At 55.6% G+C, this 24,715-nt stretch carries 22 protein-coding genes and 3 tRNA genes (1 of these 25 only partly in view); 24 read left to right on the plus strand and 1 reads right to left on the minus strand.

What is annotated here, in order from left to right:
* The first annotated feature begins 82 nt into the window (after positions 1-82).
* Together murB and birA are read left to right on the plus strand one after the other, a co-directional pair.
* Positions 83-1,120 (plus strand): UDP-N-acetylmuramate dehydrogenase, encoded by a 1,038-nt coding sequence (murB, locus tag AC1P02_RS06540; RefSeq protein WP_485184633.1) that lies wholly within the window; start codon positions 83-85, stop codon positions 1,118-1,120.
* Positions 1,117-2,082 (plus strand): bifunctional biotin--[acetyl-CoA-carboxylase] ligase/biotin operon repressor BirA, encoded by a 966-nt coding sequence (gene birA / locus AC1P02_RS06545; protein ID WP_485184635.1) that lies wholly within the window; start codon positions 1,117-1,119, stop codon positions 2,080-2,082. The genes murB and birA overlap by 4 nt, the downstream gene beginning before the upstream one ends.
* Before the next feature lie 80 nt (positions 2,083-2,162).
* Here the strand turns inward: birA and coaA are convergent, their stop codons facing one another.
* A complete protein-coding gene (coaA, locus tag AC1P02_RS06550) occupies positions 2,163-3,101 on the minus strand; it encodes a type I pantothenate kinase (protein ID WP_011898271.1) in 939 nt (312 codons plus the stop codon).
* Between the two features lie 261 nt (positions 3,102-3,362).
* On the opposite strand from coaA, the gene AC1P02_RS06555 reads away from it, so the two are divergent.
* The 22 genes from AC1P02_RS06555 to gmhB all read left to right on the plus strand — a co-directional run.
* Positions 3,363-3,447: transfer RNA gene (locus AC1P02_RS06555), tRNA-Tyr, on the plus strand.
* A gap of 38 nt (positions 3,448-3,485) precedes the next feature.
* Positions 3,486-3,560 (plus strand) — tRNA-Gly (locus tag AC1P02_RS06560).
* 174 nt (positions 3,561-3,734) lie between these two features.
* Positions 3,735-4,919, plus strand: a complete 1,185-nt coding sequence (gene tuf / locus AC1P02_RS06565; protein WP_011898272.1) for an elongation factor Tu — start codon at positions 3,735-3,737, stop codon at positions 4,917-4,919.
* A gap of 53 nt (positions 4,920-4,972) precedes the next feature.
* Positions 4,973-5,049, plus strand: a tRNA-Trp gene (locus tag AC1P02_RS06570).
* 60 nt (positions 5,050-5,109) lie between these two features.
* Positions 5,110-5,481 (plus strand): preprotein translocase subunit SecE, encoded by a 372-nt coding sequence (secE, locus tag AC1P02_RS06575; RefSeq protein WP_005318552.1) that lies wholly within the window; start codon positions 5,110-5,112, stop codon positions 5,479-5,481.
* A 9-nt stretch (positions 5,482-5,490) separates the two neighbouring features.
* Positions 5,491-6,042, plus strand: coding sequence for a transcription termination/antitermination protein NusG (nusG, locus tag AC1P02_RS06580; RefSeq protein WP_005318554.1), 552 nt, complete (start codon positions 5,491-5,493; stop codon positions 6,040-6,042).
* Between the two features lie 133 nt (positions 6,043-6,175).
* Positions 6,176-6,604: a 50S ribosomal protein L11 gene (gene rplK / locus AC1P02_RS06585; RefSeq protein WP_005318556.1), complete on the plus strand. Its 429-nt coding sequence runs from the start codon at positions 6,176-6,178 to the stop codon at positions 6,602-6,604.
* Positions 6,605-6,608: 4 nt separating this feature from the next.
* Positions 6,609-7,310, plus strand: a complete 702-nt coding sequence (rplA, locus tag AC1P02_RS06590) for a 50S ribosomal protein L1 (protein ID WP_005318560.1) — start codon at positions 6,609-6,611, stop codon at positions 7,308-7,310.
* A gap of 256 nt (positions 7,311-7,566) precedes the next feature.
* Positions 7,567-8,067 (plus strand): 50S ribosomal protein L10, encoded by a 501-nt coding sequence (rplJ, locus tag AC1P02_RS06595; RefSeq protein WP_005318563.1) that lies wholly within the window; start codon positions 7,567-7,569, stop codon positions 8,065-8,067.
* Positions 8,068-8,118: 51 nt separating this feature from the next.
* Complete coding sequence (gene rplL, locus AC1P02_RS06600; protein WP_005318565.1) at positions 8,119-8,481, plus strand: 50S ribosomal protein L7/L12; 363 nt, start codon at positions 8,119-8,121, stop codon at positions 8,479-8,481.
* Positions 8,482-8,703: 222 nt separating this feature from the next.
* A complete protein-coding gene (gene rpoB, locus AC1P02_RS06605; protein ID WP_005318568.1) occupies positions 8,704-12,732 on the plus strand; it encodes a DNA-directed RNA polymerase subunit beta in 4,029 nt (1,342 codons plus the stop codon).
* A gap of 91 nt (positions 12,733-12,823) precedes the next feature.
* Complete coding sequence (gene rpoC / locus AC1P02_RS06610; protein WP_005318570.1) at positions 12,824-17,128, plus strand: DNA-directed RNA polymerase subunit beta'; 4,305 nt, start codon at positions 12,824-12,826, stop codon at positions 17,126-17,128.
* A gap of 196 nt (positions 17,129-17,324) precedes the next feature.
* Positions 17,325-18,041 (plus strand): helix-turn-helix transcriptional regulator, encoded by a 717-nt coding sequence (locus AC1P02_RS06615; protein ID WP_005318572.1) that lies wholly within the window; start codon positions 17,325-17,327, stop codon positions 18,039-18,041.
* 25 nt (positions 18,042-18,066) lie between these two features.
* Positions 18,067-18,447, plus strand: coding sequence for a RidA family protein (locus AC1P02_RS06620; protein WP_005318574.1), 381 nt, complete (start codon positions 18,067-18,069; stop codon positions 18,445-18,447).
* An 86-nt stretch (positions 18,448-18,533) separates the two neighbouring features.
* The gene (gene tusD, locus AC1P02_RS06625; RefSeq protein ID WP_447835490.1) at positions 18,534-18,926 is read left to right on the plus strand and encodes a sulfurtransferase complex subunit TusD; all 393 of its coding nucleotides are present in this window, start codon (positions 18,534-18,536) and stop codon (positions 18,924-18,926) included.
* A 9-nt stretch (positions 18,927-18,935) separates the two neighbouring features.
* Positions 18,936-19,292 carry a sulfurtransferase complex subunit TusC gene (gene tusC, locus AC1P02_RS06630; protein ID WP_485184642.1) on the plus strand — a complete coding sequence of 119 codons (357 nt, stop codon included), beginning with the start codon at positions 18,936-18,938 and terminating at the stop codon, positions 19,290-19,292.
* Between the two features lie 7 nt (positions 19,293-19,299).
* Positions 19,300-19,578, plus strand: a complete 279-nt coding sequence (gene tusB / locus AC1P02_RS06635) for a sulfurtransferase complex subunit TusB (RefSeq protein WP_485184644.1) — start codon at positions 19,300-19,302, stop codon at positions 19,576-19,578.
* Between the two features lie 183 nt (positions 19,579-19,761).
* On the plus strand, positions 19,762-20,136 hold the full coding sequence (gene rpsL / locus AC1P02_RS06640; RefSeq protein ID WP_005306278.1) for a 30S ribosomal protein S12: 375 nt from the start codon (positions 19,762-19,764) through the stop codon (positions 20,134-20,136).
* A 93-nt stretch (positions 20,137-20,229) separates the two neighbouring features.
* Positions 20,230-20,700: a 30S ribosomal protein S7 gene (rpsG, locus tag AC1P02_RS06645; protein WP_005318583.1), complete on the plus strand. Its 471-nt coding sequence runs from the start codon at positions 20,230-20,232 to the stop codon at positions 20,698-20,700.
* A 74-nt stretch (positions 20,701-20,774) separates the two neighbouring features.
* Positions 20,775-22,880 carry an elongation factor G gene (gene fusA, locus AC1P02_RS06650; protein ID WP_005318585.1) on the plus strand — a complete coding sequence of 702 codons (2,106 nt, stop codon included), beginning with the start codon at positions 20,775-20,777 and terminating at the stop codon, positions 22,878-22,880.
* 54 nt (positions 22,881-22,934) lie between these two features.
* Complete coding sequence (gene tuf, locus AC1P02_RS06655; RefSeq protein WP_011898272.1) at positions 22,935-24,119, plus strand: elongation factor Tu; 1,185 nt, start codon at positions 22,935-22,937, stop codon at positions 24,117-24,119.
* 111 nt (positions 24,120-24,230) lie between these two features.
* A protein-coding gene (gene gmhB / locus AC1P02_RS06660) for a D-glycero-beta-D-manno-heptose 1,7-bisphosphate 7-phosphatase (RefSeq protein WP_111589963.1) crosses the window boundary here: on the plus strand, positions 24,231-24,715 show its 5' portion. It continues 58 nt past the right edge of the window; 485 of the gene's 543 nt are visible here — the first part of the coding sequence; the start codon lies at positions 24,231-24,233; its stop codon lies beyond the right edge, outside the window.

Raw genomic sequence — 24,715 nt, forward strand, 5'->3', positions numbered from 1 at the left:
TCGAGTCCGAAAAGAGGGCGGGATTTTTCGTCCGGCGGGAATATAAGGTAGACTGCCCGCTTGCTATTGTCGGGACACGCAGATGAAACTCACCCCCCACGCCTCCTTGTTGACGCTCAACACCCTGGCCCTCGATGCCCACTGCCTCTGGCTGGCGGAGGTAGACAATCTTGATGACCTGCCGCAGATCCTGGCCAGACCTGAACTGGCAGAATTGCCGCGCCTGGTGTTGGGTGGCGGCAGCAATATATTGTTTTGCAATGATTTCGCTGGCCTGGTGGTACTCAACCGGCTGAAGGGTATCGCACTGCAGGATGAGGGGAATCACTGGCTGTTGCATGTGGCCGCCGGTGAGGACTGGCATCAACTGGTGTGTCATGCCCTGCAACAGGGCTGGTATGGTCTGGAGAATCTGGCGCTGATCCCGGGCACAGTCGGCGCCGCGCCGGTACAGAATATCGGTGCCTACGGGGTCGAGCTGGCTCGTTTCTGTGCCTATGTGGAGGCATTCAACTGGCAGAGTGGTCAGGTGGAGCGTATCAAGGCCGCCGATTGTCATTTCGGCTACCGTGACAGCATCTTCAAGCACGCCTGTCAGGATTCTCACTTCATTACCGCCGTCGGTCTGCGTCTGCCCAAGGCCTGGACGCCCATGCTGGGTTATGGCCCGCTAGCGGCGCTCGGTGACACGCCCACGGCGCAGGCCATTTTCGATACCGTCTGCGCCACCCGGATGGCCAAGCTGCCAGATCCCAACCTGCTCGGCAATGCGGGCAGCTTCTTCAAGAACCCCGTGGTAACGACGACGCTGGCCGACACGCTCAAGCAGCAATATCCGCAGATGCCCTGCTACCCGGCTGGGGAAGGGCAGGCCAAGCTGGCGGCTGGCTGGCTCATCGATCAGTGCGGTCTCAAGGGTTTTGCCATCGGCCGCGCAGCTGTCCACCAGGAGCAGGCGTTGGTGCTGGTCAATCTGGGGGGGGCCAGCGCCATGGAGCTCATCGCTCTGGCGGCCCATGTGCGCGACAGCGTGGAGCAGAAATTCGGGGTGGTGCTGGAGCACGAAGTGCGCTTCATGGGGCTGACCGGTGAGACTTGGCTCGATGAGGTACTGGCATGACGCTTACTCCCATCAGGCAGACGCTGATCACCCTGCTCAGCGATGGCCAGTTTCACTCCGGCGAGCAGCTCGGCGAGCAGCTCGGCATCAGCCGTGCGGCAGTGGGCAAGCACATGGCAGCGCTCAAGGAGCTGGGGCTGGACCTGTTCAGTCTGACTGGCAAGGGCTATAGGCTGGCGGTGCCAATGGCGCTGTACGATCAGGCGCAGTTGCAGGCGCTGGCCCCCATGGCGCCGGTGCACTGCTTCCCGGTGATCGACTCCACCAACCAGTATCTGCTGGAGCGAGTCAACCAGCTGCAGTCCGGCGAGAGTTGTCTGGCCGAGTGCCAGACTGCCGGTCGTGGTCGCCGTGGCAAGCCCTGGGTTTCCCCCTTCGGCTGCCAGCTGATCCTGAGCATGTATTGGCGACTCGAGCAGGGCATGGCGGCGGCCATGGGCCTCAGTCTGGCGGTCGGAGTGGCCGTGGTGCAGGCGCTGGAATCCCTGGGTTATCCGGGGGTCGAGCTCAAGTGGCCGAACGATCTCTATTATCAGGGCCGCAAGCTGGCGGGCATTCTGGTAGAGATGAGCGGCAGCGCCGGCGCCAGCTGCAACCTGGTGATCGGGGTGGGCCTCAATCTGGCGATGCCGGCCCGGGAGGGTGAGCGGATCGATCAGGCCTGGTCCGAGCTTCGCCACATACAGCCGGAATTGGTGGATCGCAATCTGCTGGCCGCCCGCATGCTTGGCCACCTGCAACAGGCCATGTTGACCTTCGAGCAGCAGGGGCTGTCGCACTTTGTCGATGACTGGAACCGGCTCGATCACTTCGCCGGTCGGCCGGTGCGCCTCTTGATGGGGGAGCAGGAGATCCGTGGCATCGCCCGTGGCATCGATGATCGCGGCGCCCTGCGACTGGAGATGAGCGAGGGGATCAAGTTCTATCTGGGGGGAGAGATTTCCCTGCGACGGGGCGACTGATATCCCGGTGTGCCAGAGACACCAATGGAAGAGGGGGCCTGCAGGCCCCCTCTTTGTTCATGTACTGTGCTCACCGGCCATCACTTGCGCAGTTTGATCTGCTCGATGGCATGCTCATGACCCTTGGTCAGGATCAGATTGGCCCGCTCCCGGGTCGGCAGGATGTTTTCCTGCAAATTGAGATAGTTGATATCTTGCCAGATGGTGTTGGCGATCTTGCTGGCTTCACTCTCCGCCAACTTGGCGTAGTGGTGGAAGTAGGAGTCCGGATCCGAGAAGGCACCGCTACGAAACTTGAGGAAGCGCTCGACATACCAGGTGCGCAGCAACTCGGTTTCGGCATCCACATAGATGGAGAAATCGACAAAATCTGACACGAAGACTCTATGGGGTTCCTGTGGATAGTCCATGCCGCTTTGCAGCACATTGAGTCCTTCCAGGATCAGGATATCCGGCTGTTCCACCACCTTCTTCTCATCCGGGATGATGTCGTAGATGAGGTGGGAGTAGACAGGCGCCTCTACCTTCTCATGGCCGGCGCGGATATTGGCGACAAACTCCACCAGATGGCGGATGTCGTAGGACTCCGGAAAGCCCTTGCGGCGCATCAGGCCCCGCTCTTCCAGCACCTTGTTGGGATAAAGGAAGCCATCCGTGGTGACCAGCTCTACCCGAGGATGCTCCGGCCAGCGCTCCAGCAGCGCCTGCATGATACGGGCCGTGGTGCTCTTTCCCCCCGCCACGCTGCCGGCGATGCTGATGATGTAAGTGCCCTTGCCGCGGGACTGGCCGAGGAACTGTTCCAGCACCCGGCTGCGGCGCTGCTTGGCCTTGACGTAGAGATTGAGCAGGCGAGAGAGGGGCAGGTATATCTCTTCCACCTCCTGCAATGACACCTTTTCATTGATACCGCGCAGGGTCTGCAGATCGTGTTCGGTCAGGGTCAGGGGGACCGCATCGCGCAATAACGCCCATTGTTCGCGGGTGAATTGCAAATAGGGGTTATGCTCTGTCGTCATGGTGTCATCACTGTTTCTTGGGCAGGGCGACCATACACCAAGGGGTGGGGAGCGACAAGCTATGCTGCGGATCCGAGCAGGGAGTGAGTCCTTTTTTGCATGCTTCCCGGCAATAATGCACATTTTGCAAGGCGCAATGGTTGCATCCCCAAAATCCTTACAATAAAATGCGCGACGCTTGGATGTCTGTCGTCTATTTGCCCGGCAAAAGCGATAAAACAACGGGTGCAAGCAGAATTACCGTTGTGGCATTTATGCACCGGAGGGGTTCCCGAGCGGCCAAAGGGATCAGACTGTAAATCTGACGGCTCTGCCTTCGAAGGTTCGAATCCTTCTCCCTCCACCATATTTCTCTGCGGTTTGAGTTCTTTGGGTTAGAGAAATGCGGGCATCGTATAATGGCTATTACCTCAGCCTTCCAAGCTGATGATGCGGGTTCGATTCCCGCTGCCCGCTCCAAGATGCTGATATGGCTCAGGCGATAGCAAGAGTCACACCTTAGCGGGTGAGTTCGGCAATCGAACCTGGCTGCCAGCACCAACCTCTCTTCCCTACCAGATTCAAATCCATCATATAAACTGTTCTGTGGTTAGCTTGCCACCGCGTACTCAGCGTTAGTTTAGAGGGACGATCATGTCTAAAGAAAAATTTGAGCGTAATAAACCGCACGTTAACGTGGGTACCATCGGCCACGTTGACCACGGTAAAACCACCCTGACCGCAGCTATCACCAACGTGCTGGCCAAGCACTTCGGTGGTAAAGCTTTCGCCTTCGACCAGATCGACAAGGCACCGGAAGAGCGTGAGCGTGGTATCACCATCAACACCTCCCACGTAGAATACGACACCGCCATCCGTCACTACGCGCACGTAGATTGCCCGGGTCACGCCGACTACGTTAAAAACATGATCACCGGTGCTGCCCAGATGGACGGCGCGATCCTGGTAGTAGCAGCGACCGACGGCCCGATGCCGCAAACTCGTGAGCACATCCTGCTGGGTCGCCAGGTTGGTATCCCGTACATGATCGTGTTCATGAACAAGTGCGACATGGTAGATGACGAAGAGCTGCTCGAACTGGTCGAGATGGAAGTTCGTGAACTGCTGACCGAATATGACTTCCCGGGTGATGACCTGCCGGTAGTTCGTGGTTCCGCGCTGAAAGCGCTGGAAGGCGACGCTGCATGGGAAGAGAAGATCATCGAGCTGGCCAACCACCTGGATACCTATATCCCGGAGCCGGAGCGCGCAATTGACCTGCCGTTCCTGATGCCAATCGAAGACGTATTCTCCATCGCTGGCCGTGGTACCGTAGTTACCGGTCGTGTAGAGCGCGGTATCGTCAAAGTCGGTGAGACCGTAGAAATCGTGGGTATCAAAGATACCGTTTCTACCACCTGTACCGGTGTTGAAATGTTCCGCAAGCTGCTGGACGAAGGTCGTGCAGGCGAGAACATCGGCGCGCTGCTGCGTGGCGTGAAGCGTGAAGACGTAGAGCGTGGTCAGGTTCTGGCCAAGCCGGGTTCAATCAAGCCGCACACCAAGTTTGAATCTGAAGTGTACGTACTGTCCAAAGAAGAAGGTGGTCGTCATACCCCGTTCTTCAAAGGCTACCGTCCGCAGTTCTACTTCCGTACTACCGACGTGACCGGTACCATCGAACTGCCGGAAGGCGTTGAAATGGTAATGCCAGGCGACAACATCAAAATGGTTGTTACCCTGATTGCGCCGATCGCGATGGACGACGGCCTGCGTTTCGCTATCCGTGAAGGTGGCCGTACCGTAGGTGCCGGTGTTGTAGCCAGCGTGATTGCTTAATCTTTGGCTTACATAAATAAAGCAAAGCCCCTATAATAGGGGCTTTCTTATGTAGGGGCGTAGTTCGAATTGGTAGAACAGCGGTCTCCAAAACCGATGGTTGCGGGTTCGAGTCCTGCCGCCCCTGCCATATACCTCGTCTCGTACGGGGCTTTTGTGTCTTTGGTTACGTCAGATACAGGTGGGTTGTATGAGTGTTAGTTCTGAGAGCCAGGGCGGAAGCAAGGATACCCTGCTTTGGGGCCTGGTTTTCATCATCCTGGCGGCCGCTGTAGTGGGTAATTACCTGCTCAACGATGTTGTCGCTGCCGTCCGCGCCCTGGGTGTGGTCGTTGTCATTGCTGCTGCTGGTGCAGTAGCCCTGCAAACCACCAAGGGAAAGGCGACACTGGCATTTGCCCGTGAGTCTCGCCTGGAAGTCCGCAAGGTCGTATGGCCGACCCGTCAGGAAGCCATTCAGACAACCCTGATTGTGCTGGCGGTGACTGCCGTGATGGGGCTGTTGCTGTTCATGCTGGACGGTGCCTTGGTCTGGTTGGTCAACTTGATTACCGGAGTGTAAGGATAAGCCATGACTGAACAACGTGAACAACGTATGAGATGGTATGTCGTGCAGGCATTCTCCGGCTATGAAGGTCGGGTAGCTAAATCCCTGCGCGAACATATCAAGATGCATGGCATGGAAGACATGTTCGGTGAAGTACTGGTCCCGACTGAAGAAGTGGTCGAGATGCGTGCTGGCCAGAAGCGCAAGAGTGAGCGCAAATTTTTCCCGGGCTACGTGCTGGTTCAGATGCTCATGGATGAAACCACATGGCACTTGGTGCGTAACGTACCGCGTGTGATGGGCTTCATTGGTGGCACCTCTGATCGCCCGGCTCCTATCTCTGATAAGGAAGCCGATGCGATCCTGAACCGCCTGCAAGATGCCCACGACAAGCCGCGTCCGAAAACCCTGTTTGAACCGGGTGAAATGGTGCGGGTTGCCGATGGTCCGTTCGCCGACTTCAACGGTACCGTTGAAGAGGTGGACTACGAGAAGAGCCGCGTGAAGGTCTCTGTTTTGATCTTCGGTCGCTCAACGCCGGTAGAACTGGATTTTGGTCAGGTCGAAAAGGGCTGATTAAACTCTGTACGTTAACGGTTGTCAGGGGCAGCGAATGTCACTATAATTCGCTGCCCCTTTATTAGTTGGGGAGCCGTTTGCAGGAGCATGTCTCCGAGGCGCTAGAACCCATTTCTGAGGTATTTTTCTAATGGCTAAGAAAGTCACAGCTTATATCAAGCTGCAAGTTAAGGCTGGCAGTGCTAACCCCAGCCCTCCCGTTGGTCCTGCTCTGGGTCAGCACGGTGTTAACATCATGGAATTCTGTAAGGCGTTCAACGCTCGTACAGAGAAGCTGGAAAAAGGCTCACCGACTCCGGTCGTGATCACCGTTTACAGCGACCGTTCCTTCACCTTCGAAACCAAGACTCCGCCTGCTGCCTTCCTGTTGAAGAAAGCTGCCGGTATCCAGTCTGGTTCAGCCAAGCCGAACAAAGACAAGGTTGGTAAGGTGACTGTTGCCCAGCTGCAAGAAATCGCCAAGACCAAAGAGCCGGATATGACCGGTGCCGATCTGGATGCAAAAGTACGTTGCATCGCAGGCTCCGCTCGTTCCATGGGCCTGGTAGTGGAGGATTAAGACAATGGCAAAACTTTCCAAGCGTATGCGCGTTATTCGCGAAAAAGTTGACGGTACCAAAGAGTACTCCATCAACGAAGCCATTGCCCTGCTGAAAGAACTGGCTACCGCCAAGTTCGTTGAAAGCGTTGACGTTGCTGTCAACCTGGGTATCGATGCTCGTAAATCTGACCAAAACGTTCGTGGTGCTACTGTACTGCCGCACGGTACCGGTCGTGATGTACGTGTTGCCGTATTCACCCAGGGTGCCAACGCCGAAGCTGCCAAAGCTGCCGGTGCTGAACTGGTTGGTATGGATGACCTGGCCGATCTGGTCAAGAAAGGCGAGATGAACTTCGACGTCGTGATCGCATCCCCGGATGCCATGCGTGTTGTTGGTCAACTGGGTCAAATCCTGGGCCCGCGTGGCCTGATGCCGAACCCGAAAGTCGGTACTGTAACCCCGAACGTTGCTGAAGCTGTGAAGAATGCCAAAGCTGGTCAGGTTCGTTACCGTAATGACAAGAATGGTATTATCCATACCACTCTGGGTAAGGTTTCTTTCGACGAAGTTCAGCTGAAAGAAAACTTGGAATCACTGCTGGTTGCCCTGAAAAAGGCCAAGCCGTCTTCCGCCAAAGGTATCTTCATCAAGAAAGTCAGCATCTCCACCACCATGGGTGCCGGTGTTGCCGTAGACCAAGCTTCTCTGGAAGCTCAGGGCTAATTGATGGATTTTACAAGGCGCAAAATTTAATCTATAATTTTGCGCCTTGATTGGTTGGGGGCTTCGACCTCCGTCCAAGACCGCAGGAGGCTGCAAAGCCTTAATCCTTCCTGCGTAGACGGTGCCGGAAACCCAGCGAGAAAGATTCTTTCTCTTCTGGAATCCTGCTACCGCATCGTTCCCCTCTGTTGTGAAGGTAGGGGGGATGTGTCAGTACTGAGTCATGAGACTCAGATTCAATCCAGGAGTTAAGCCAATGGCATTGGGACTCGAAGACAAAAAGGCAATTGTTGCTGAAGTCAACGAAGCTGCCAAAGGCGCCCTGTCCGCAGTTGTAGCCGATTCTCGCGGCGTCACTGTAGACAAGATGACCGTCCTGCGTAAAACCGCTCGTGAAGCCGGTGTGTACATGCGCGTTGTGCGTAACACCCTGCTGCGTCGCGCGGTTGAAGGTACCGAATTCGCGTGCCTGAACGACGTATTGACTGGTCCTACCTTGATTGCTTTCTCCAACGAACACCCGGGCGCTGCTGCTCGTCTGTTCAAAGAGTTTGCCAAAGCGAACCAAAAGTTCGAAATCAAGGCCGGCGCTTTTAACGGTGAGTTTATCGCCGCAGCACAAATTGATCGTCTGGCCACGCTGCCGACTTACGACGAAGCAATTGCGAAGTTGATGGCGACTATGAAAGAAGCCTCTGCTGGCAAGCTGGTTCGTACCATCGCTGCTGTGCGTGATCAGAAACAAGCTGCTGCTTGATTCTCGCCTATTTAGGCTGTTTGAGTTTATTCAACATCAGGAATTTTTGTCATGTCTATCACTAAAGACCAAATCATCGAAGCCGTTGCTTCCATGTCCGTAATGGAAGTTGTTGAGCTGATCGAAGCTATGGAAGAGAAGTTCGGTGTTTCTGCCGCTGTTGCTGTTGCTGCCGGTCCGGCTGCTGAAGCAGTAGAAGAGAAAACCGAGTTCGACGTAGTTCTGACTGCTGCTGGCGCCAACAAAGTTGCCGTCATCAAGGCCGTTCGTGCCGCTACCGGTCTGGGCCTGAAAGAAGCCAAGGACTTGGTAGAAGCCGCTCCTGCCAACCTGAAAGAAGCCATCTCCAAAGATGAAGCTGAAACTCTGAAGAAGCAGCTTGAAGAAGCTGGTGCTTCTGTTGAGATCAAATAATCTGCATTTATGTAGATTAGCCTGATAAAACAGGCTAGGGCTGGTGAATATTTGTTCACCAGCCTTTTTGCGCTGTAGACTGAGAGCATTTCACACCGTTTACGACTCTCGGTGCACCAGCAATCCGGACCGTATCATCGTCCGGGCCAACACAAAACGGTGTTGAGACAGAGCTGTCCCGCGGGACAGAGTGGGTCACTTATCAGCGAGCTGAGGAACCCTATGGTTTACTCTTATACCGAAAAAAAACGCATTCGTAAGGACTTCGGTAAGCGAGACCAGGTACTGGACACGCCTTATCTGTTGTCCATTCAGCTGGACTCCTTCAAGCAGTTCATCGAGGCTGACCCGGAAGGTGAATATGGCCTAGAGGCCGCTTTCCGTAGCGTTTTCCCGATCACCAGTTACTCCGGTAGTGCTGAGCTTCAGTATGTCAGCTATCGCCTGGGTGAGCCGGTATTTGACGTAAAAGAATGCCAGATCCGTGGAGTGACCTACTCCGCGCCGCTGCGTGTCAAGCTTCGTATGGTTCTGTACGATCGTGAAGCAGCTGCCGGCACCGTCAAAGACATCAAGGAACAAGAAGTATACATGGGCGAAATTCCGCTCATGACCGAGAACGGCACCTTTGTTATCAATGGTACCGAGCGGGTAATCGTCTCCCAGCTGCACCGTAGCCCGGGCGTCTTCTTCGACCACGATAAAGGCAAAACTCATTCATCCGGTAAGGTGCTGTATAACGCCCGCGTTATCCCCTACCGTGGTTCCTGGCTGGACTTCGAGTTCGATGCAAAGGACAACCTGTTTGTCCGTATCGACCGTCGTCGTAAATTGCCGGCTTCCATTATTCTGCGCGCCTTGGACTTCAGTTCCGAAGAAATCCTGGCCAACTTCTTCGAGACCATAGGTTTTGAAGTAAAAGATGGCAAGTTGATGATGGATCTGGTGCCGGAGCGCCTGCGTGGTGAAACTGCGACCTTTGACATCGTGGCCAATGGCGCCGTGGTGGTTGAGACCGGTCGTCGTGTGACTGCGCGTCACATCCGTCAGTTGGAAAAAGATGCCGTTACCCAGATTGAGGTACCGGTTGAGTATGTTGTTGGCAAAGTTGCTGCCAAGAACTACACACATCCGCAAACTGGCGAAATGGTTGTGACTGCCAACCAGGCATTGAGCCTGGAAGCGGTTGCCAACCTGTCCCAAGCCGGCTTCAAGCACTTCGAGGTTCTGTTCACCAACGAACTGGATCACGGTGCCTACATGTCCGAGACCCTGCGTATCGACTCCAGCTCCAGCCGTTTGGAAGCCCTGGTCGAAATTTATCGCATGATGCGTCCGGGCGAGCCGCCCACCCGTGAAGCAGCAGAACAGCTGTTCGAGAACCTGTTCTTCTCTTCCGAGCGTTACGACCTGTCTACCGTAGGTCGGATGAAGTTCAACCGTCGTCTGTCCCGTGAAGATGAGACCGGCGCTGGCACTCTGACCAAAGACGACATCGTCGAAGTCATGAAGCGCCTGATCGACATCCGTAACGGCAATGACGAAGTGGACGATATCGACCACCTGGGTAACCGTCGTATCCGTTCTGTCGGTGAAATGGCTGAAAACCAGTTCCGTGTCGGTCTGGTGCGTGTCGAGCGTGCGGTCAAGGAGCGTCTCTCCCTGGGCGACCTGGACACTCTGATGCCGCAGGATCTGATCAACGCCAAGCCGATCTCCGCCGCAGTCAAAGAGTTCTTTGGTTCCAGCCAGCTGTCTCAGTTCATGGACCAAAACAACCCGCTGTCCGAAGTCACCCACAAGCGCCGTATCTCTGCGCTGGGCCCGGGCGGTTTGACCCGTGAGCGTGCCGGTTTTGAAGTTCGAGATGTGCACCCGACTCACTACGGTCGTCTGTGCCCTATCGAGACTCCTGAAGGTCCGAACATCGGTCTGATCAACTCTCTGTCCGTGTACTCTCGTACCAACGAGTATGGTTTCCTCGAGACACCGTACCGTAAAGTCATTGACGGTGTGATCACCGACGAAGTGGACTATCTGTCTGCTATTGAAGAAGGCAAGTATGTGATCGCACAGGCTAACGCCGCGACCACCGAAGATGGCCGTCTGAAAGATGAATTGATCCCGTGCCGCCATAAAGGTGAATCCACCTTTATGAACGCCGACCAGATCCAGTATATGGATGTGAGCCCGCAGCAGATCGTATCTGTGGCAGCCGCTCTGATCCCCTTCCTGGAACACGATGATGCTAACCGAGCCCTGATGGGTTCGAACATGCAACGTCAGGCCGTACCGACTCTGCGTGCTGACAAGCCGCTGGTAGGTACCGGTATGGAACGCGCCGTGGCCGTTGACTCCGGTGTAACCGTAGTGGCCAAGCGTGGCGGCATGATCGACTACGTCGATGCCTCCCGTATCGTTATCAAGGTCAACGAAGATGAGCTGCTGCCAGGCGAAGCCGGCATCGACATCTACAGCCTGACCAAGTACACCCGTTCCAACCAGAACACCTGTATCAACCAGCGTCCTTGCGTGATGTTGGGTGAGCCGGTCATGGCCGGTGACGTGGTTGCTGATGGCCCGTCTACCGATCTGGGCGAACTGGCGCTGGGCCAAAACCTGCGCGTCGCGTTCATGCCGTGGAACGGTTACAACTTTGAAGACTCGATTCTGGTGAATGAGCGTGTTGTTCAGGAAGATCGCCTGACCACCATCCATATCCAGGAACTGGCCTGTATCTCCCGTGACACCAAGCTGGGTCCGGAAGAGATCACTGCCGACATCCCGAACGTGGGTGAAGCCGCACTGTCCAAGCTGGACGAGTCCGGTATCGTCTACGTGGGTGCCGAAGTGAAGGGCGGCGACATTCTGGTCGGCAAGGTAACACCGAAAGGTGAAACCCAGCTGACGCCGGAAGAGAAGCTGCTGCGCGCCATCTTCGGTGAGAAGGCCTCCGATGTGAAGGACTCCTCCCTGCGTGTGCCGAACGGTGTGTACGGTACCGTGGTTGACGTGCAAGTCTTTACCCGCGATGGCGTGGAAAAAGACAAGCGCGCCAAAGAAATCGAAGAGATGCAGCTGAAGGAAGCGAAGAAGGACTTGACCGAAGAGTTCAAGATCTTGGAAGACGGCATTTTCGGCCGCTCCCGCAACCTGCTGCTGGCCGCCGGTTACAGCGAAGATCGTCTGAACAAGCTGGATCGTACCAAGTGGTTTGAATTGGCCATCGAAGATGAAGCCAAGCAGATCGAGCTGGAACAGATCGCCGAACAGCACATCGAGCTGAAAGCCGACTTCGACAAGAAGTTCGAGAACAAGCGTCGCAAGATTATCCAGGGTGATGATCTGGCGCCGGGCGTACTGAAAATCGTCAAGGTTTACCTGGCAGTCAAGCGTCGCATCCAACCGGGTGACAAGATGGCAGGCCGTCACGGTAACAAGGGTGTTATCTCCAAGATCTGCCCGGTCGAGGATATGCCTCATGACGAATACGGCCGTCCGGTCGACATCGTACTGAACCCCTTGGGCGTACCGTCCCGTATGAACATCGGTCAGATCCTCGAAGTACACCTGGGCCTTGCTGCCAAGGGTATCGGCGAGAAAATCGACCGCATGATCAAGGAACAGCGCGCGTTGCACGAGATGCGTGACTTCCTGCAACAGGTCTATGACCTGGGCGAGAAGGACACCAAGCAAGTGGACATCGCCGAGCTGTCTGACGACGACGTACGTACCCTGGTGGGTAACCTGCGCAAGGGTCTGCCGGTCGCTACACCTGTCTTTGATGGTGCCAAAGAGCACGAAATCAAAGCCTTGCTGAAGCTGGCCGATCTGCCGGAATCCGGTCAGATCTCCCTGTTCGACGGTCGTACCGGCAACGTCTTCGAGCGTAAGGTCACCGTGGGTTACATGTACATGCTGAAGCTGAACCACTTGGTCGATGACAAGATGCATGCGCGTTCTACCGGTTCTTACAGCCTGGTTACCCAGCAACCGCTGGGTGGTAAGGCGCAGTTCGGTGGTCAGCGTTTCGGTGAGATGGAAGTGTGGGCCCTGGAGGCTTACGGTGCGGCATATACCCTGCAGGAAATGCTGACCGTCAAGTCTGACGATGTGAATGGCCGTACCAAGATGTACAAAAACATCGTGGATGGCGACCACCGTATGGAGCCGGGCATGCCCGAATCCTTCAACGTACTGTTGAAGGAAATCCGCTCTCTGGGTATCAACATCGAGCTGGACGAAGAGTAAGAGCTCGCTCTTATTGTTCGAGAATTGACGTGGGCGCCCCGCTGCTTTGGCAGTAGGGGCGCCGAGGTTAGACTCCTGACAGGGGAAACACGTGAAAGACTTACTCAAGTTTTTGAAGGCTCAGACCAAGACCGAAGAGTTTGACAGTATTAAGATCGGTCTGGCCTCTCCTGACATGATCCGCTCCTGGTCATTCGGTGAGGTCAAAAAGCCTGAGACCATCAACTACCGGACTTTCAAGCCGGAACGTGATGGTCTGTTCTGTGCCCGTATCTTCGGACCGGTGAAGGACTACGAGTGTCTGTGCGGCAAGTACAAGCGCCTGAAACACCGTGGTGTGATCTGCGAGAAGTGTGGCGTAGAAGTGACCCAGACCAAGGTCCGTCGCGAGCGTATGGGCCATATCGAGCTGGCCAGCCCGACTGCCCACATCTGGTTCCTGAAGTCCCTGCCGTCCCGTATCGGTCTGCTGCTGGACATGACCCTGCGTGACATCGAGCGCGTGCTGTATTTCGAATCCTATGTAGTGATCGAACCCGGCATGACCAACCTCGAGCGCAGCCAGATGCTCTCCGAAGAGAATTATCTGGACGCACTGGAAGAGTGGGGCGACGAATTTGACGCCAAGATGGGTGCCGAAGCAATCCTTGCATTGCTGCGTGCCATCGATCTGGAAGGTGAAGTCAAGACCATGCGTGAGGAGCTGGATCAGACCAACTCCGAAACCAAGCGCAAGAAGACCACCAAGCGTCTGAAGCTGATGGAAGCCTTCCTGCAGTCCGGCAACAAGCCGGAGTGGATGATCATGACAGTGCTGCCTGTGTTGCCGCCGGACCTGCGTCCGCTGGTACCGCTGGACGGCGGCCGTTTCGCGACTTCCGATCTGAACGATCTGTATCGTCGCGTGATCAACCGTAACAACCGCTTGAAGCGTCTGCTGGACCTGGCTGCACCGGACATCATAGTGCGCAACGAAAAGCGCATGCTGCAAGAGTCCGTGGATGCCCTGCTGGACAACGGCCGTCGTGGTCGTGCCATCACAGGTTCCAACAAGCGTCCGCTGAAATCCTTGGCCGATATGATCAAGGGTAAGCAAGGTCGTTTCCGTCAAAACCTGCTGGGCAAGCGCGTCGACTATTCTGGTCGTTCCGTTATCACCGTAGGTCCGACCCTGCGTCTGCATCAGTGCGGTCTGCCGAAGAAGATGGCGCTGGAACTGTTCAAGCCGTTCATCTATGGCAAGCTGGAATCCCGCGGTCTGGCGACCACTATCAAGGCCGCCAAGAAGATGGTGGAGCGTGAAGAAGCTGTCGTTTGGGATATCCTGGACGAAGTGATCCGCGAACACCCGGTTCTGCTGAACCGTGCACCGACCCTGCACCGTCTGGGTATCCAGGCGTTTGAACCGACCCTGATCGAAGGCAAGGCCATCCAGCTGCACCCGCTCGTTTGTGCCGCCTATAACGCGGACTTCGATGGTGACCAGATGGCGGTCCACGTACCGCTGACCCTGGAAGCCCAGCTGGAAGCGCGTGCGCTGATGATGTCTACCAACAACATCCTGTCGCCTGCCTCCGGTGAGCCGATCATTGTTCCTTCCCAGGACGTGGTCTTGGGTCTGTACTACATGACCCGTGCCCGTATCAACGCCAAGGGCGAAGGTATGGTGCTGGCCGGCCCGAAAGAGGCCGAGAAGGTATATCGCGCCGGTCTGGCCGATCTGCATGCTCGCGTCAAAGTACGTATCACCGAATATCTCCGTCAGGCAGATGATTCGCTGGTAGAGCGTACCGAGCTGAAGAACACCACTGTTGGTCGTGCGATCCTGAGCCTGATCCTGCCGAAAGGCATGGAATATGCCCTGATCGATGAGCCCAAGGTGCTGACTGCTGCAGAGCAGGCCGATCTGGATGCCAATCCGCAGAACTGGATCAAGAGTGTTTCCAACAAGGCGTTGGGTAAAAAGCTTATTTCCCGTCTGCTGAACACCTGCTATCGCAAGCAGGGCCTGAAGGACACCGTTATCTTCGCTGACCAGCTGATGTATACCGGTTTCCATTATGCGGCCCTGTCCGGTGCGTCCGTTGGTATCGATGACATGGTCATCCCGGATGCCAAGAAAGACATCATCGCCGCTGCCGAAGCCGAAGTTGCCGAGATCCAGGACCAGTTCCTGTCCGGTCTGGTGACCGCGGGCGAACGCTACAACAAGGTTATCGATATCTGGGCCAGCGCCAACGAGCGCGTCTCCAAGGCCATGATGGAGAACTTGTCCAAAGAGCGTGATGTCAACTCCCTGGGTGAAGAAGAAGAGCAAGCGTCGTTCAACAGCATCTTTATGATGGCCGACTCTGGTGCGCGGGGTTCCGCAGCCCAGATCCGTCAGCTGGCCGGTATGCGTGGCCTGATGGCCAAGCCCGATGGCTCCATCATCGAGACCCCTATCGTGGCTAACTTCCGCGAAGGTCTGAACGTACTGCAGTACTTTATCTCCACTCACGGTGCCCGTAAGGGTCTGGCGGATACCGCACTGAAGACGGCTAACTCCGGTTACCTGACTCGTCGTCTGGTTGACGTGGCACAAGACATGGTGATCACCGAGGACGATTGCGGCACTGTTGAAGGTCTGTGGATGACTCCGCTGATCGAAGGTGGTGACGTGGTCGAGCCGCTGCGTGAGCGCGTGCTGGGCCGTGTGGTTGCCGATGACGTGATCAAGCCGGGTACTGAAGACGAAATTCTGGTAGCGCGCAACACCCTGCTCGACGAGCAGCTGTGTGACCTGCTGGAGCGCAACTCCGTTGACCGTGTGAAGGTACGTTCTGCCATCACCTGTGAGACTGACTTCGGTAACTGTGCTCACTGCTACGGCCGTGATCTGGCCCGTGGCCACCTGGTTAACAAGGGTGAGGCTGTCGGTGTTATCGCCGCCCAGTCCATCGGTGAACCGGGTACCCAGCTGACCATGCGTACTTTCCACATCGGTGGTGCCGCATCCCGAGCTGCTGCCGAGAGCAGCATCCAGGTCAAGAACACAGGTAGCATCAAGCTGCAGAACGCCAAGTTCGTTCACAACAGCGATGACAAACTGGTTATCACTTCCCGTTCTACCGAACTGACCATCATGGATGACATGGGCCGTACCAAGGAAAGCCACAAGCTGCCTTACGGTTCCGTGCTGGAAGTGAAAGATGGCCAGGCCGTGAGCGCCGGTGACACAGTCGCCAACTGGGATCCGCATACCCACCCGATCATCACTGAAGTGGCGGGTCGCCTCCAGTTCGAGCACATGATCGATGGCGTGACTATCACTCGTCAGACCGACGAGCTGACCGGTCTCTCCTCCATCGTCGTACTGGATGTCAACGAACGTCCGAGCGCCGGTAAAGAGATGCGTCCGACCGTGAAGCTGGTCGACCAGAACGGCAAGGATGTCATGATCCCGGGTACCGACGTTGCCGCCCAGTACTTCCTGCCGGGCAAGGCGATCGTGAACCTGGAAGATGGTGCCAACGTGGGCGTGGGTGACGCGGTCGCGCGTATCCCGCAAGAGTCCAGTGGTACCAAGGACATCACCGGTGGTCTGCCGCGCGTTGCGGATCTGTTCGAAGCACGTCAACCGAAGGAACCGGCTATCCTGGCCGAGATCTCCGGTACCATCTCCTTCGGGAAAGAGACCAAGGGCAAACGCCGTCTGGTCATCACCCCGACTGATGGTGGCGACGTCTACGAGGAGATGATTCCGAAGTGGCGTAACCTGAACGTGTTCGAAGGTGAAAAAGTTGAGAAGGGTGAAGTGCTGGCAGACGGTCCTGAATCTGCTCACGACATCCTGCGTCTGCGCGGTATCAGCCCGGTCGCCAACTACATTGCCAACGAAGTGCAGGACGTTTACCGTCTGCAAGGCGTTAAGATCAACGACAAGCACATCGAAGTCATCGTTCGTCAGATGCTGCGCAAGTGCGAGATCCTGAGCGCTGGCGACACTGACCTTATCGAAGGCGAGCAGGTTGAAGTGGCTCGCGTGAAGATTGCCAACCGTAAGCTGGTTGCCGAGGGTAAGACTCCGGCCACCTTCCGTCATATCCTGATGGGTATTACCAAGGCATCCCTGAGCACAGAGTCCTTCATCTCCGCGGCTTCCTTCCAGGAAACCACTCGTGTTCTGACCGAAGCGGCCGTTGGCGGCAAGCGTGATGAACTGCGTGGCCTGAAAGAGAACGTGATCGTGGGTCGTCTGATCCCGGCTGGTACCGGCTTTGCCTACCACCATGCCCGGATCAACCAGCGTGCCGCCGCAGCCCGTGCTGTTGGTGTGCCGCAGGTGACTGCCGACGAAGCTCAGCAAAATCTGGCGGATCTGCTCAACGCATCCGGCAGCTTTGACGAAGAGTAATCTTCTGCTGCAGTGATCGAAAAGGGCTCCTTCAAGGGGCCCTTTTTATTGGCTGTTTTCTCGTCAAAGCCAGTCGCCACGCGGATGTTCGGATGATCCAGAGCAAGGTTGGAGAGTAAAAAATCAAAAAAAGTTGACTTTGCCCCCCCGCAATTGAAAACTCGGGAAAGTTGAATGGTTATTACAGAGGTAGAACATGACTGTCGGTATCGAGGAAGTGATGCTTCCCGAAGAGCAACTGATCGGTCGCACTTTTACAGACGAAGACAGGGAATTGTTGCGCTCCTATGGAGGGCTTATCGAAGGCTTGGCCGAACTGTTCGGCAAGCACTGTGAAGTGGTTCTTCACTCCCTGGAAAATCTGCACGAGTCCGTGATCAAGATTGCCAACGGGTTCAATACGGGACGGAACGAGGGGGCCCCCATTACCGATCTCGCGCTGCGTATGCTCAAGGACATAGAGAATACCGGCCAGGATTACACCCAGAGTTATTTTGCCCGCAGCCGTACCGGTGCCCTGATGAAGTCGAGTACCATCGCTATCAGGAACAGTGACAAGCAGGTGATCGGTCTTATCTGCATCAACTTGCACATCAATGCGCCTTTTCACGAGTTTGTCGCTGAGTTTTTTCCGACGCCGCAACAAGTTGAGCGCCAGTCACCGGAGACGTTTGCCAACAGTGTGGAAGAGCTGGTTGCTCAGACGGTGGATAACACCATCGATGAGATCAACCGTGATCCGACCGTTGCCAACAATGCTAAAAACAGGTTTATCGTGACCCAGCTGTTCGAGAAGGGCATATTTGATATCAAGGACTCGATCAATCTGGTCGCCGACAAACTGAATATTTCCAAACATACCGTTTATCTGTACATCCGACAGCGCAAGCAGGGTGAAGACGAGAACGAGTAAGCGCCATAGAAGGGGATAGACAAGAATGGCTAAAGAAGTTATTGCAACCGACAAGGCACCAGCCGCAATTGGTCCGTATGTTCAGGCTACCAAACTGGGCGAGCTGGTCTTCACCTCCGGGCAGATCCCGCTTGATCCTGCCACCATGGAGATCGTGGCTGGCGGCGTCGAAGCGCAGGCCGAGCAGGTGATGAAGAACCTGGTTGCAGTATTGAAGGCGGCGGGTGCCGACACCAGCAAGGTGCTGAAGACCACCTGTTTCCTCAGCGACATGAACAACTTCGTTGCCTTTAACCAGGTTTATGCACGCTATTTTGGTGACTCGGCGCCGGCCCGCTCTTGTGTGGAAGTGGCCCGTCTGCCCAAAGATGTGCTGGTTGAAGTCGAAGCCATCGCTTACGTCTGATCCACGGCTGAATGAAGAGCCCCTCCCTGGAGGGGCTTTTTTGTCTTTGGCGTAGAATGGACAGAGACCTGCACAGGAGTCCGGATATGAGTCTGAGTTTCGCCCTGTTGGTGACGGGGCCTGCCTATGGCACCCAGTCGGCCAGCACCGCCTACCGTTTTGCCTTGAGCCTCATCGAACAAGGGCATCGGCTATCACACCTGTTCTTCTATCAGGATGGGGTCTGCAATGGCAACGAACTGCACGCCCCCGCCTCCGATGAGAGTAACCTGGTGGCGCTGTGGCGTGAGTTGGCCATAGGGCAGGGGATACGTATCGATGTGTGCGTTGCCGCCGCCATGCGGCGTGGTGTGCTTGATGAGACTGAGGCGAGGGGGGCAGGCAAGGTGCAGTTCAACCTGCAGGCACCATTTTGCTTGAGTGGGCTGGGTCAGCTGGCCGAAGCCAGCCTGACCGCCGATCGCTTTGTCCAGTTCTAGGAGGGTGAGATGAACAAGATAGCTTTTATCTGCCGGCGTGGTCCCCATGGTACCGCCGCCGGACGGGAAGGACTGGATGCCTTGCTGGCGACCTCGGCGCTGACCGAGTCGCTCGCCCTGTTCCTCATCGGTGACGGTGTCTTGCAACTGGTCAAGGAGCAGCAGCCTCAAGCCATCTTGCAGCGCCACTATGCACCGACCTTCAAGCTGCTGGAGCTGTATGACATCGAGGAAGTCTATGTGTGTGCCGACTCGCTTGCCGAACGAAGTCTGACGATGGATGACCTGCTGATCCCTGCTGAGAGCCTCTCCCGTGCCGATATCTGCCGCCAGTGGGGCCAATGTGCTACCCATATCTGTTTTTGAGGTGACCATGATACAGCTGATACTGACGTCCCCCTTCCTGAGCCAGGATCTGGAACAGGCGCTCTGCTATCGCCAGCCGGATGATCTCTTGGTGCTGATGCAGGATGCCGTTATCGCGGCTACGGCCCCTCAATGGTGCGAGCGATTGGCAGATATTCAGCTCTATGTGATGCGAGAAGACTTGCAGGCGAGGGGATTGCAGCAGAGGATCGGGATGGATCTGGATATGGCCGGTCTGGTCGCGTTGATCGCCGAAAAAGGGTCACCACAGACCTGGGGCGGCTAGCATCCATTTTTATCGATGAAGTTCAGTCAGTTATGACTCTTTACAAGGGATCCATTGTGCCCTTTTGCGGCACGGATTGTATAAATCTTGACTCCCTTGACAACAGGGCATAAAATTTCGCGTCCCCGTATCTGCGGGGAGGATTTTTCACATGTTTATGAAGTCATTATCAGGAGCCTTTTGATGGCAACTATTAACCAGTTGGTTCGCAAGCCACGCATCAAGCTCGTTGTTAAAAGCAACGTGCCTGCGCTGGAAGCGTGCCCTCAGAAGCGTGGTGTGTGCACTCGTGTATATACCACCACCCCGAAGAAGCCTAACTCTGCACTGCGTAAAGTATGCCGTGTACGTCTGACCAACGGCTTCGAAGTCACCTCCTATATCGGTGGTGAAGGTCACAACCTGCAAGAGCACTCCGTTGTGCTGATCCGTGGCGGTCGTGTAAAAGACTTGCCAGGTGTTCGTTACCACACCGTTCGTGGTGCGTTGGACTGTGCCGGTGTTAAAGACCGTAAGCAGGCTCGCTCCAAGTATGGCGTGAAGCGTCCGAAAGCTTAATGGTTCTCCGTTAAGTAAGGCCAAACGTTAATTCGTTTCTAGTTAGATAACTTTCTAGTTTTGGGTAACCCCTGAAGTTACGGAGAATTTGAAATGCCAAGACGTCGTGTTGTTGGTCAGCGTAAAATCCTGCCGGATCCCAAGTTCGGATCAGAGCTGCTGGCTAAATTTGTCAACGTAGTAATGGTTGACGGTAAGAAATCTGTTTCCGAAGCCATCGTATATGGCGCGCTGGACATCATTGCCACCAAATCTGGCAAAGATCACCTGGCCGTATTCGAAGAAGCCCTGGACAACATTCGTCCGGCCGTCGAGGTTAAATCTCGTCGTGTCGGTGGTGCAACCTATCAGGTGCCGGTAGAAGTTCGTCCGGTCCGTCGCAATGCCCTGGCAATGCGCTGGTTGGTTGACGCCGCTCGTAAACGTGGTGAAAAATCAATGGCTCAGCGTTTGGCTGGCGAGCTGCTGGATGCCGCTGACAATAAGGGTTCGTCTGTCAAGAAACGTGAAGACGTTCACCGTATGGCTGAAGCGAACAAGGCCTTCGCTCACTTCCGCTGGTAATCCGCTTGCGCAGGGTCTTTTGGCTCTGCGCACCTTCAGTTATCTAGGGGTCCGCTCCTAGTAAGAGGATGACAATGGCTCGTACAACCCCCATTGAGCGTTATCGTAATATCGGTATCTCCGCTCACATCGACGCCGGTAAGACTACTACTACCGAGCGCGTTCTGTTTTACACCGGTGTAAGTCACAAGATCGGTGAAGTTCACGATGGCGCAGCCACCATGGACTGGATGGAACAGGAACAAGAGCGTGGTATCACCATCACCTCCGCCGCGACCACCGCTTTCTGGTCCGGTATGGGTAAACAGTTCCAACCGCACCGTATCAACATCATCGATACCCCCGGCCACGTTGACTTTACTATCGAAGTAGAGCGTTCAATGCGTGTTCTGGACGGCGCCGTGATGGTGTACTGTGCCGTAGGTGGCGTACAGCCACAGTCTGAGACCGTATGGCGTCAGGCTAACAAATACAAAGTTCCCCGTATTGCGTTCGTCAACAAGATGGACCGTACCGGTGCTAACTATCTGCGCTGCGTTGAGCACATCAAGACCCGTCTGAAAGGTACCCCGGTTCCTCTGCAACTGAACATCGGTTCAGAAGAGAACTTCAAGGGCGTTATCGACCTGGTCAAGATGAAAGCCATCAACTGGAGCGAAGCTGACCAGGGCGTATCCTTCGATTACGAAGAGATCCCGGCCGAGCTGCTGGAACAGGCGCAAGAAATGCGCATGTCCCTGGTTGAAGCCGCTGCTGAAGCGTCTGAAGACCTGATGGAAAAATACCTGGGTGGTGAAGAACTGACCGAGGAAGAGATCAAGAAAGCTCTTCGTCTGCGCGTTCTGAACAACGAAATCATCCTGGTTACCTGTGGCTCCGCGTTCAAGAACAAGGGCGTACAGGCCATGCTGGATGCCGTGGTTGACTATCTGCCGGCTCCGACCGACGTAGCTGCCATCGACGGCCTGAAGCTGGACGGCGTTACCAAAGACGAGCGTCATGCATCTGATGACGAGCCGTTCGCTGCTTTGGCGTTCAAGATTGCCACCGACCCGTTCGTAGGCAACCTGACCTTCTTCCGCGTTTACTCCGGTGTGGTTAACTCCGGTGACTCAGTGCTGAACTCTGTCAAAGAGAAGCGCGAGCGTTTCGGCCGTATCGTTCAGATGCACGCCAACAAGCGTGAAGAGATCAAAGAAGTTCGCGCAGGCGATATCGCTGCCGCCATCGGTCTGAAAGACGTGACCACTGGTGACACCCTGTGTGACGAAAAATCACCGATCATCCTCGAGCGTATGGAATTCCCAGAGCCGGTAATCTCCATCGCGGTTGAGCCGAAAACCAAGGCTGACCAAGAGAAGATGGGTCTGGCACTCGGCCGTCTGGCGCAGGAAGATCCGTCTTTCCGCGTATGGACTGACGAAGAATCTGGCCAAACCATCATCGCCGGTATGGGTGAGCTGCACCTGGACATCATTGTTGACCGTATGCGTCGCGAGTTCAAGGTTGAAGCGAACGTAGGTAAGCCTCAGGTTGCCTACCGTGAAACCATCCGCGAAACCGTCAAGGATGTCGAAGGCAAGCACGCCAAGCAGTCTGGTGGTCGTGGTCAGTACGGTCACGTCGTTATCGACATGTACCCGCTGGAAGCCGGCAAAGCCTACGAGTTCGTTAACGACATCAAAGGCGGCGTGATTCCTGGTGAATACATCCCAGGTGTTGACAAGGGTATCCGTGAGCAGCTGAAATCCGGCCCGCTGGCAGGCTATCCGGTAATGGATCTGGGCGTGCGCCTGCACTTCGGTTCTTACCATGATGTCGACTCCTCCGAACTGGCGTTCAAAATCGCTGCTTCCATGGCCTTCAAGTCTGGTTACATGAAAGCCAATCCGGTACTGCTCGAACCGATCATGAAGGTCGAAGTCGAGACTCCGGAAGATTACATGGGCGACGTTATCGGTGACCTGAACCGTCGTCGTGGCCTGATCGAAGGTATGGAAGACGGCCCGTCCGGCAAGATCGTACGTGCCCTGGTGCCGCTGGCCGAGATGTTCGGTTATGCGACCGCACTGCGTTCCGCTACCCAAGGTCGTGCTTCCTACGCAATGGAATTCGCTAAGTACTCCGACGCCCCGAACAACGTGGCTCAGGCAGTTATCGAAGAGCGCAAATCCAAGTAATTTATGATTCCCCGCCTACGACGGTAGGCGGGTTTAACCTAGAAGGACTACGTCGTGTCTAAAGAAAAATTTGAGCGTAACAAACCGCACGTTAACGTCGGCACCATCGGCCACGTTGACCACGGTAAAACCACTCTGACCGCCGCCATCACCAACGTGCTGGCCAAGCACTTCGGTGGTAAAGCTTTCGCCTTCGACCAGATCGACAAGGCACCGGAAGAGCGTGAGCGTGGTATCACCATCAACACCTCCCACGTAGAATACGACACCGCCATCCGTCACTACGCGCACGTAGATTGCCCGGGTCACGCCGACTACGTTAAAAACATGATCACCGGTGCTGCCCAGATGGACGGCGCGATCCTGGTAGTAGCAGCGACCGACGGCCCGATGCCGCAAACTCGTGAGCACATCCTGCTGGGTCGCCAGGTTGGTATCCCGTACATGATCGTGTTCATGAACAAGTGCGACATGGTAGATGACGAAGAGCTGCTCGAACTGGTCGAGATGGAAGTTCGTGAACTGCTGACCGAATATGACTTCCCGGGTGATGACCTGCCGGTAGTTCGTGGTTCCGCGCTGAAAGCGCTGGAAGGCGACGCTGCATGGGAAGAGAAGATCATCGAGCTGGCCAACCACCTGGATACCTATATCCCGGAGCCGGAGCGCGCAATTGACCTGCCGTTCCTGATGCCAATCGAAGACGTATTCTCCATCGCTGGCCGTGGTACCGTAGTTACCGGTCGTGTAGAGCGCGGTATCGTCAAAGTCGGTGAGACCGTAGAAATCGTGGGTATCAAAGATACCGTTTCTACCACCTGTACCGGTGTTGAAATGTTCCGCAAGCTGCTGGACGAAGGTCGTGCAGGCGAGAACATCGGCGCGCTGCTGCGTGGCGTCAAGCGTGAAGACGTAGAGCGTGGTCAGGTACTGGCCAAGCCGGGCTCCATCAAGCCGCACACCAAGTTTGAATCTGAAGTGTACGTACTGTCCAAAGAAGAAGGTGGTCGTCATACCCCGTTCTTCAAGGGCTACCGTCCGCAGTTCTACTTCCGTACAACCGACGTGACCGGTACCATCGAACTGCCGGAAGGCGTAGAGATGGTAATGCCAGGCGACAACATCAAAATGGTTGTTACCCTGATTGCGCCGATCGCAATGGACGACGGCCTGCGTTTCGCTATCCGTGAAGGTGGCCGTACCGTAGGTGCTGGTGTTGTAGCTAGCGTAATCGCTTAATCGATTCGTTATATACAAACATGAAAGGGGTGGCTTCGGCCGCCCCTTTTTCTTTTTGGGCCTTGTGCCCTATGAGATACTTTGCAAAATCATTTATTGAGGTAGTCCACAGTGAGCAAGCCCGCCATTTTTCTGGACCGTGACGGTGTCATCAACGAAGACACTGGTTATGTCAGCCAAGTCGATGACTTCCATTTCCTGCCCGGTGTGATCGAAGCCCTGCAACTGTTAAAGATGAAAGGTTATCTGTTGATCGTCGTCACCAATCAGTCTGGTATTGCCCGCGGCTACTTCAGTGAAGATGACTTCATGAATCTGACCGAGTGGATGGATTGGTCACTGGCCGATCGAGATGTAGATCTCGATGGTATCTATTTCTGTCCACATCACCCGGATCACGGCGCCCCTTGTGATTGCCGCAAACCTGAGCCTGGCATGCTGCTGCTGGCACAACAGGAGCTGGGCATCGACATGAGCCGTTCTTATATGGTTGGCGACAAACCTTCCGACCTGAAAGCGGCAGCCAGTGCCAAGGTTGGTCATAAAGTTATGGTGCGTACTGGCAAACCTGTGACTGACGCCGGTATCACCTTGGC

It is taken from the genome of Aeromonas sp. TS_SC_11 (genome assembly GCF_057318915.1).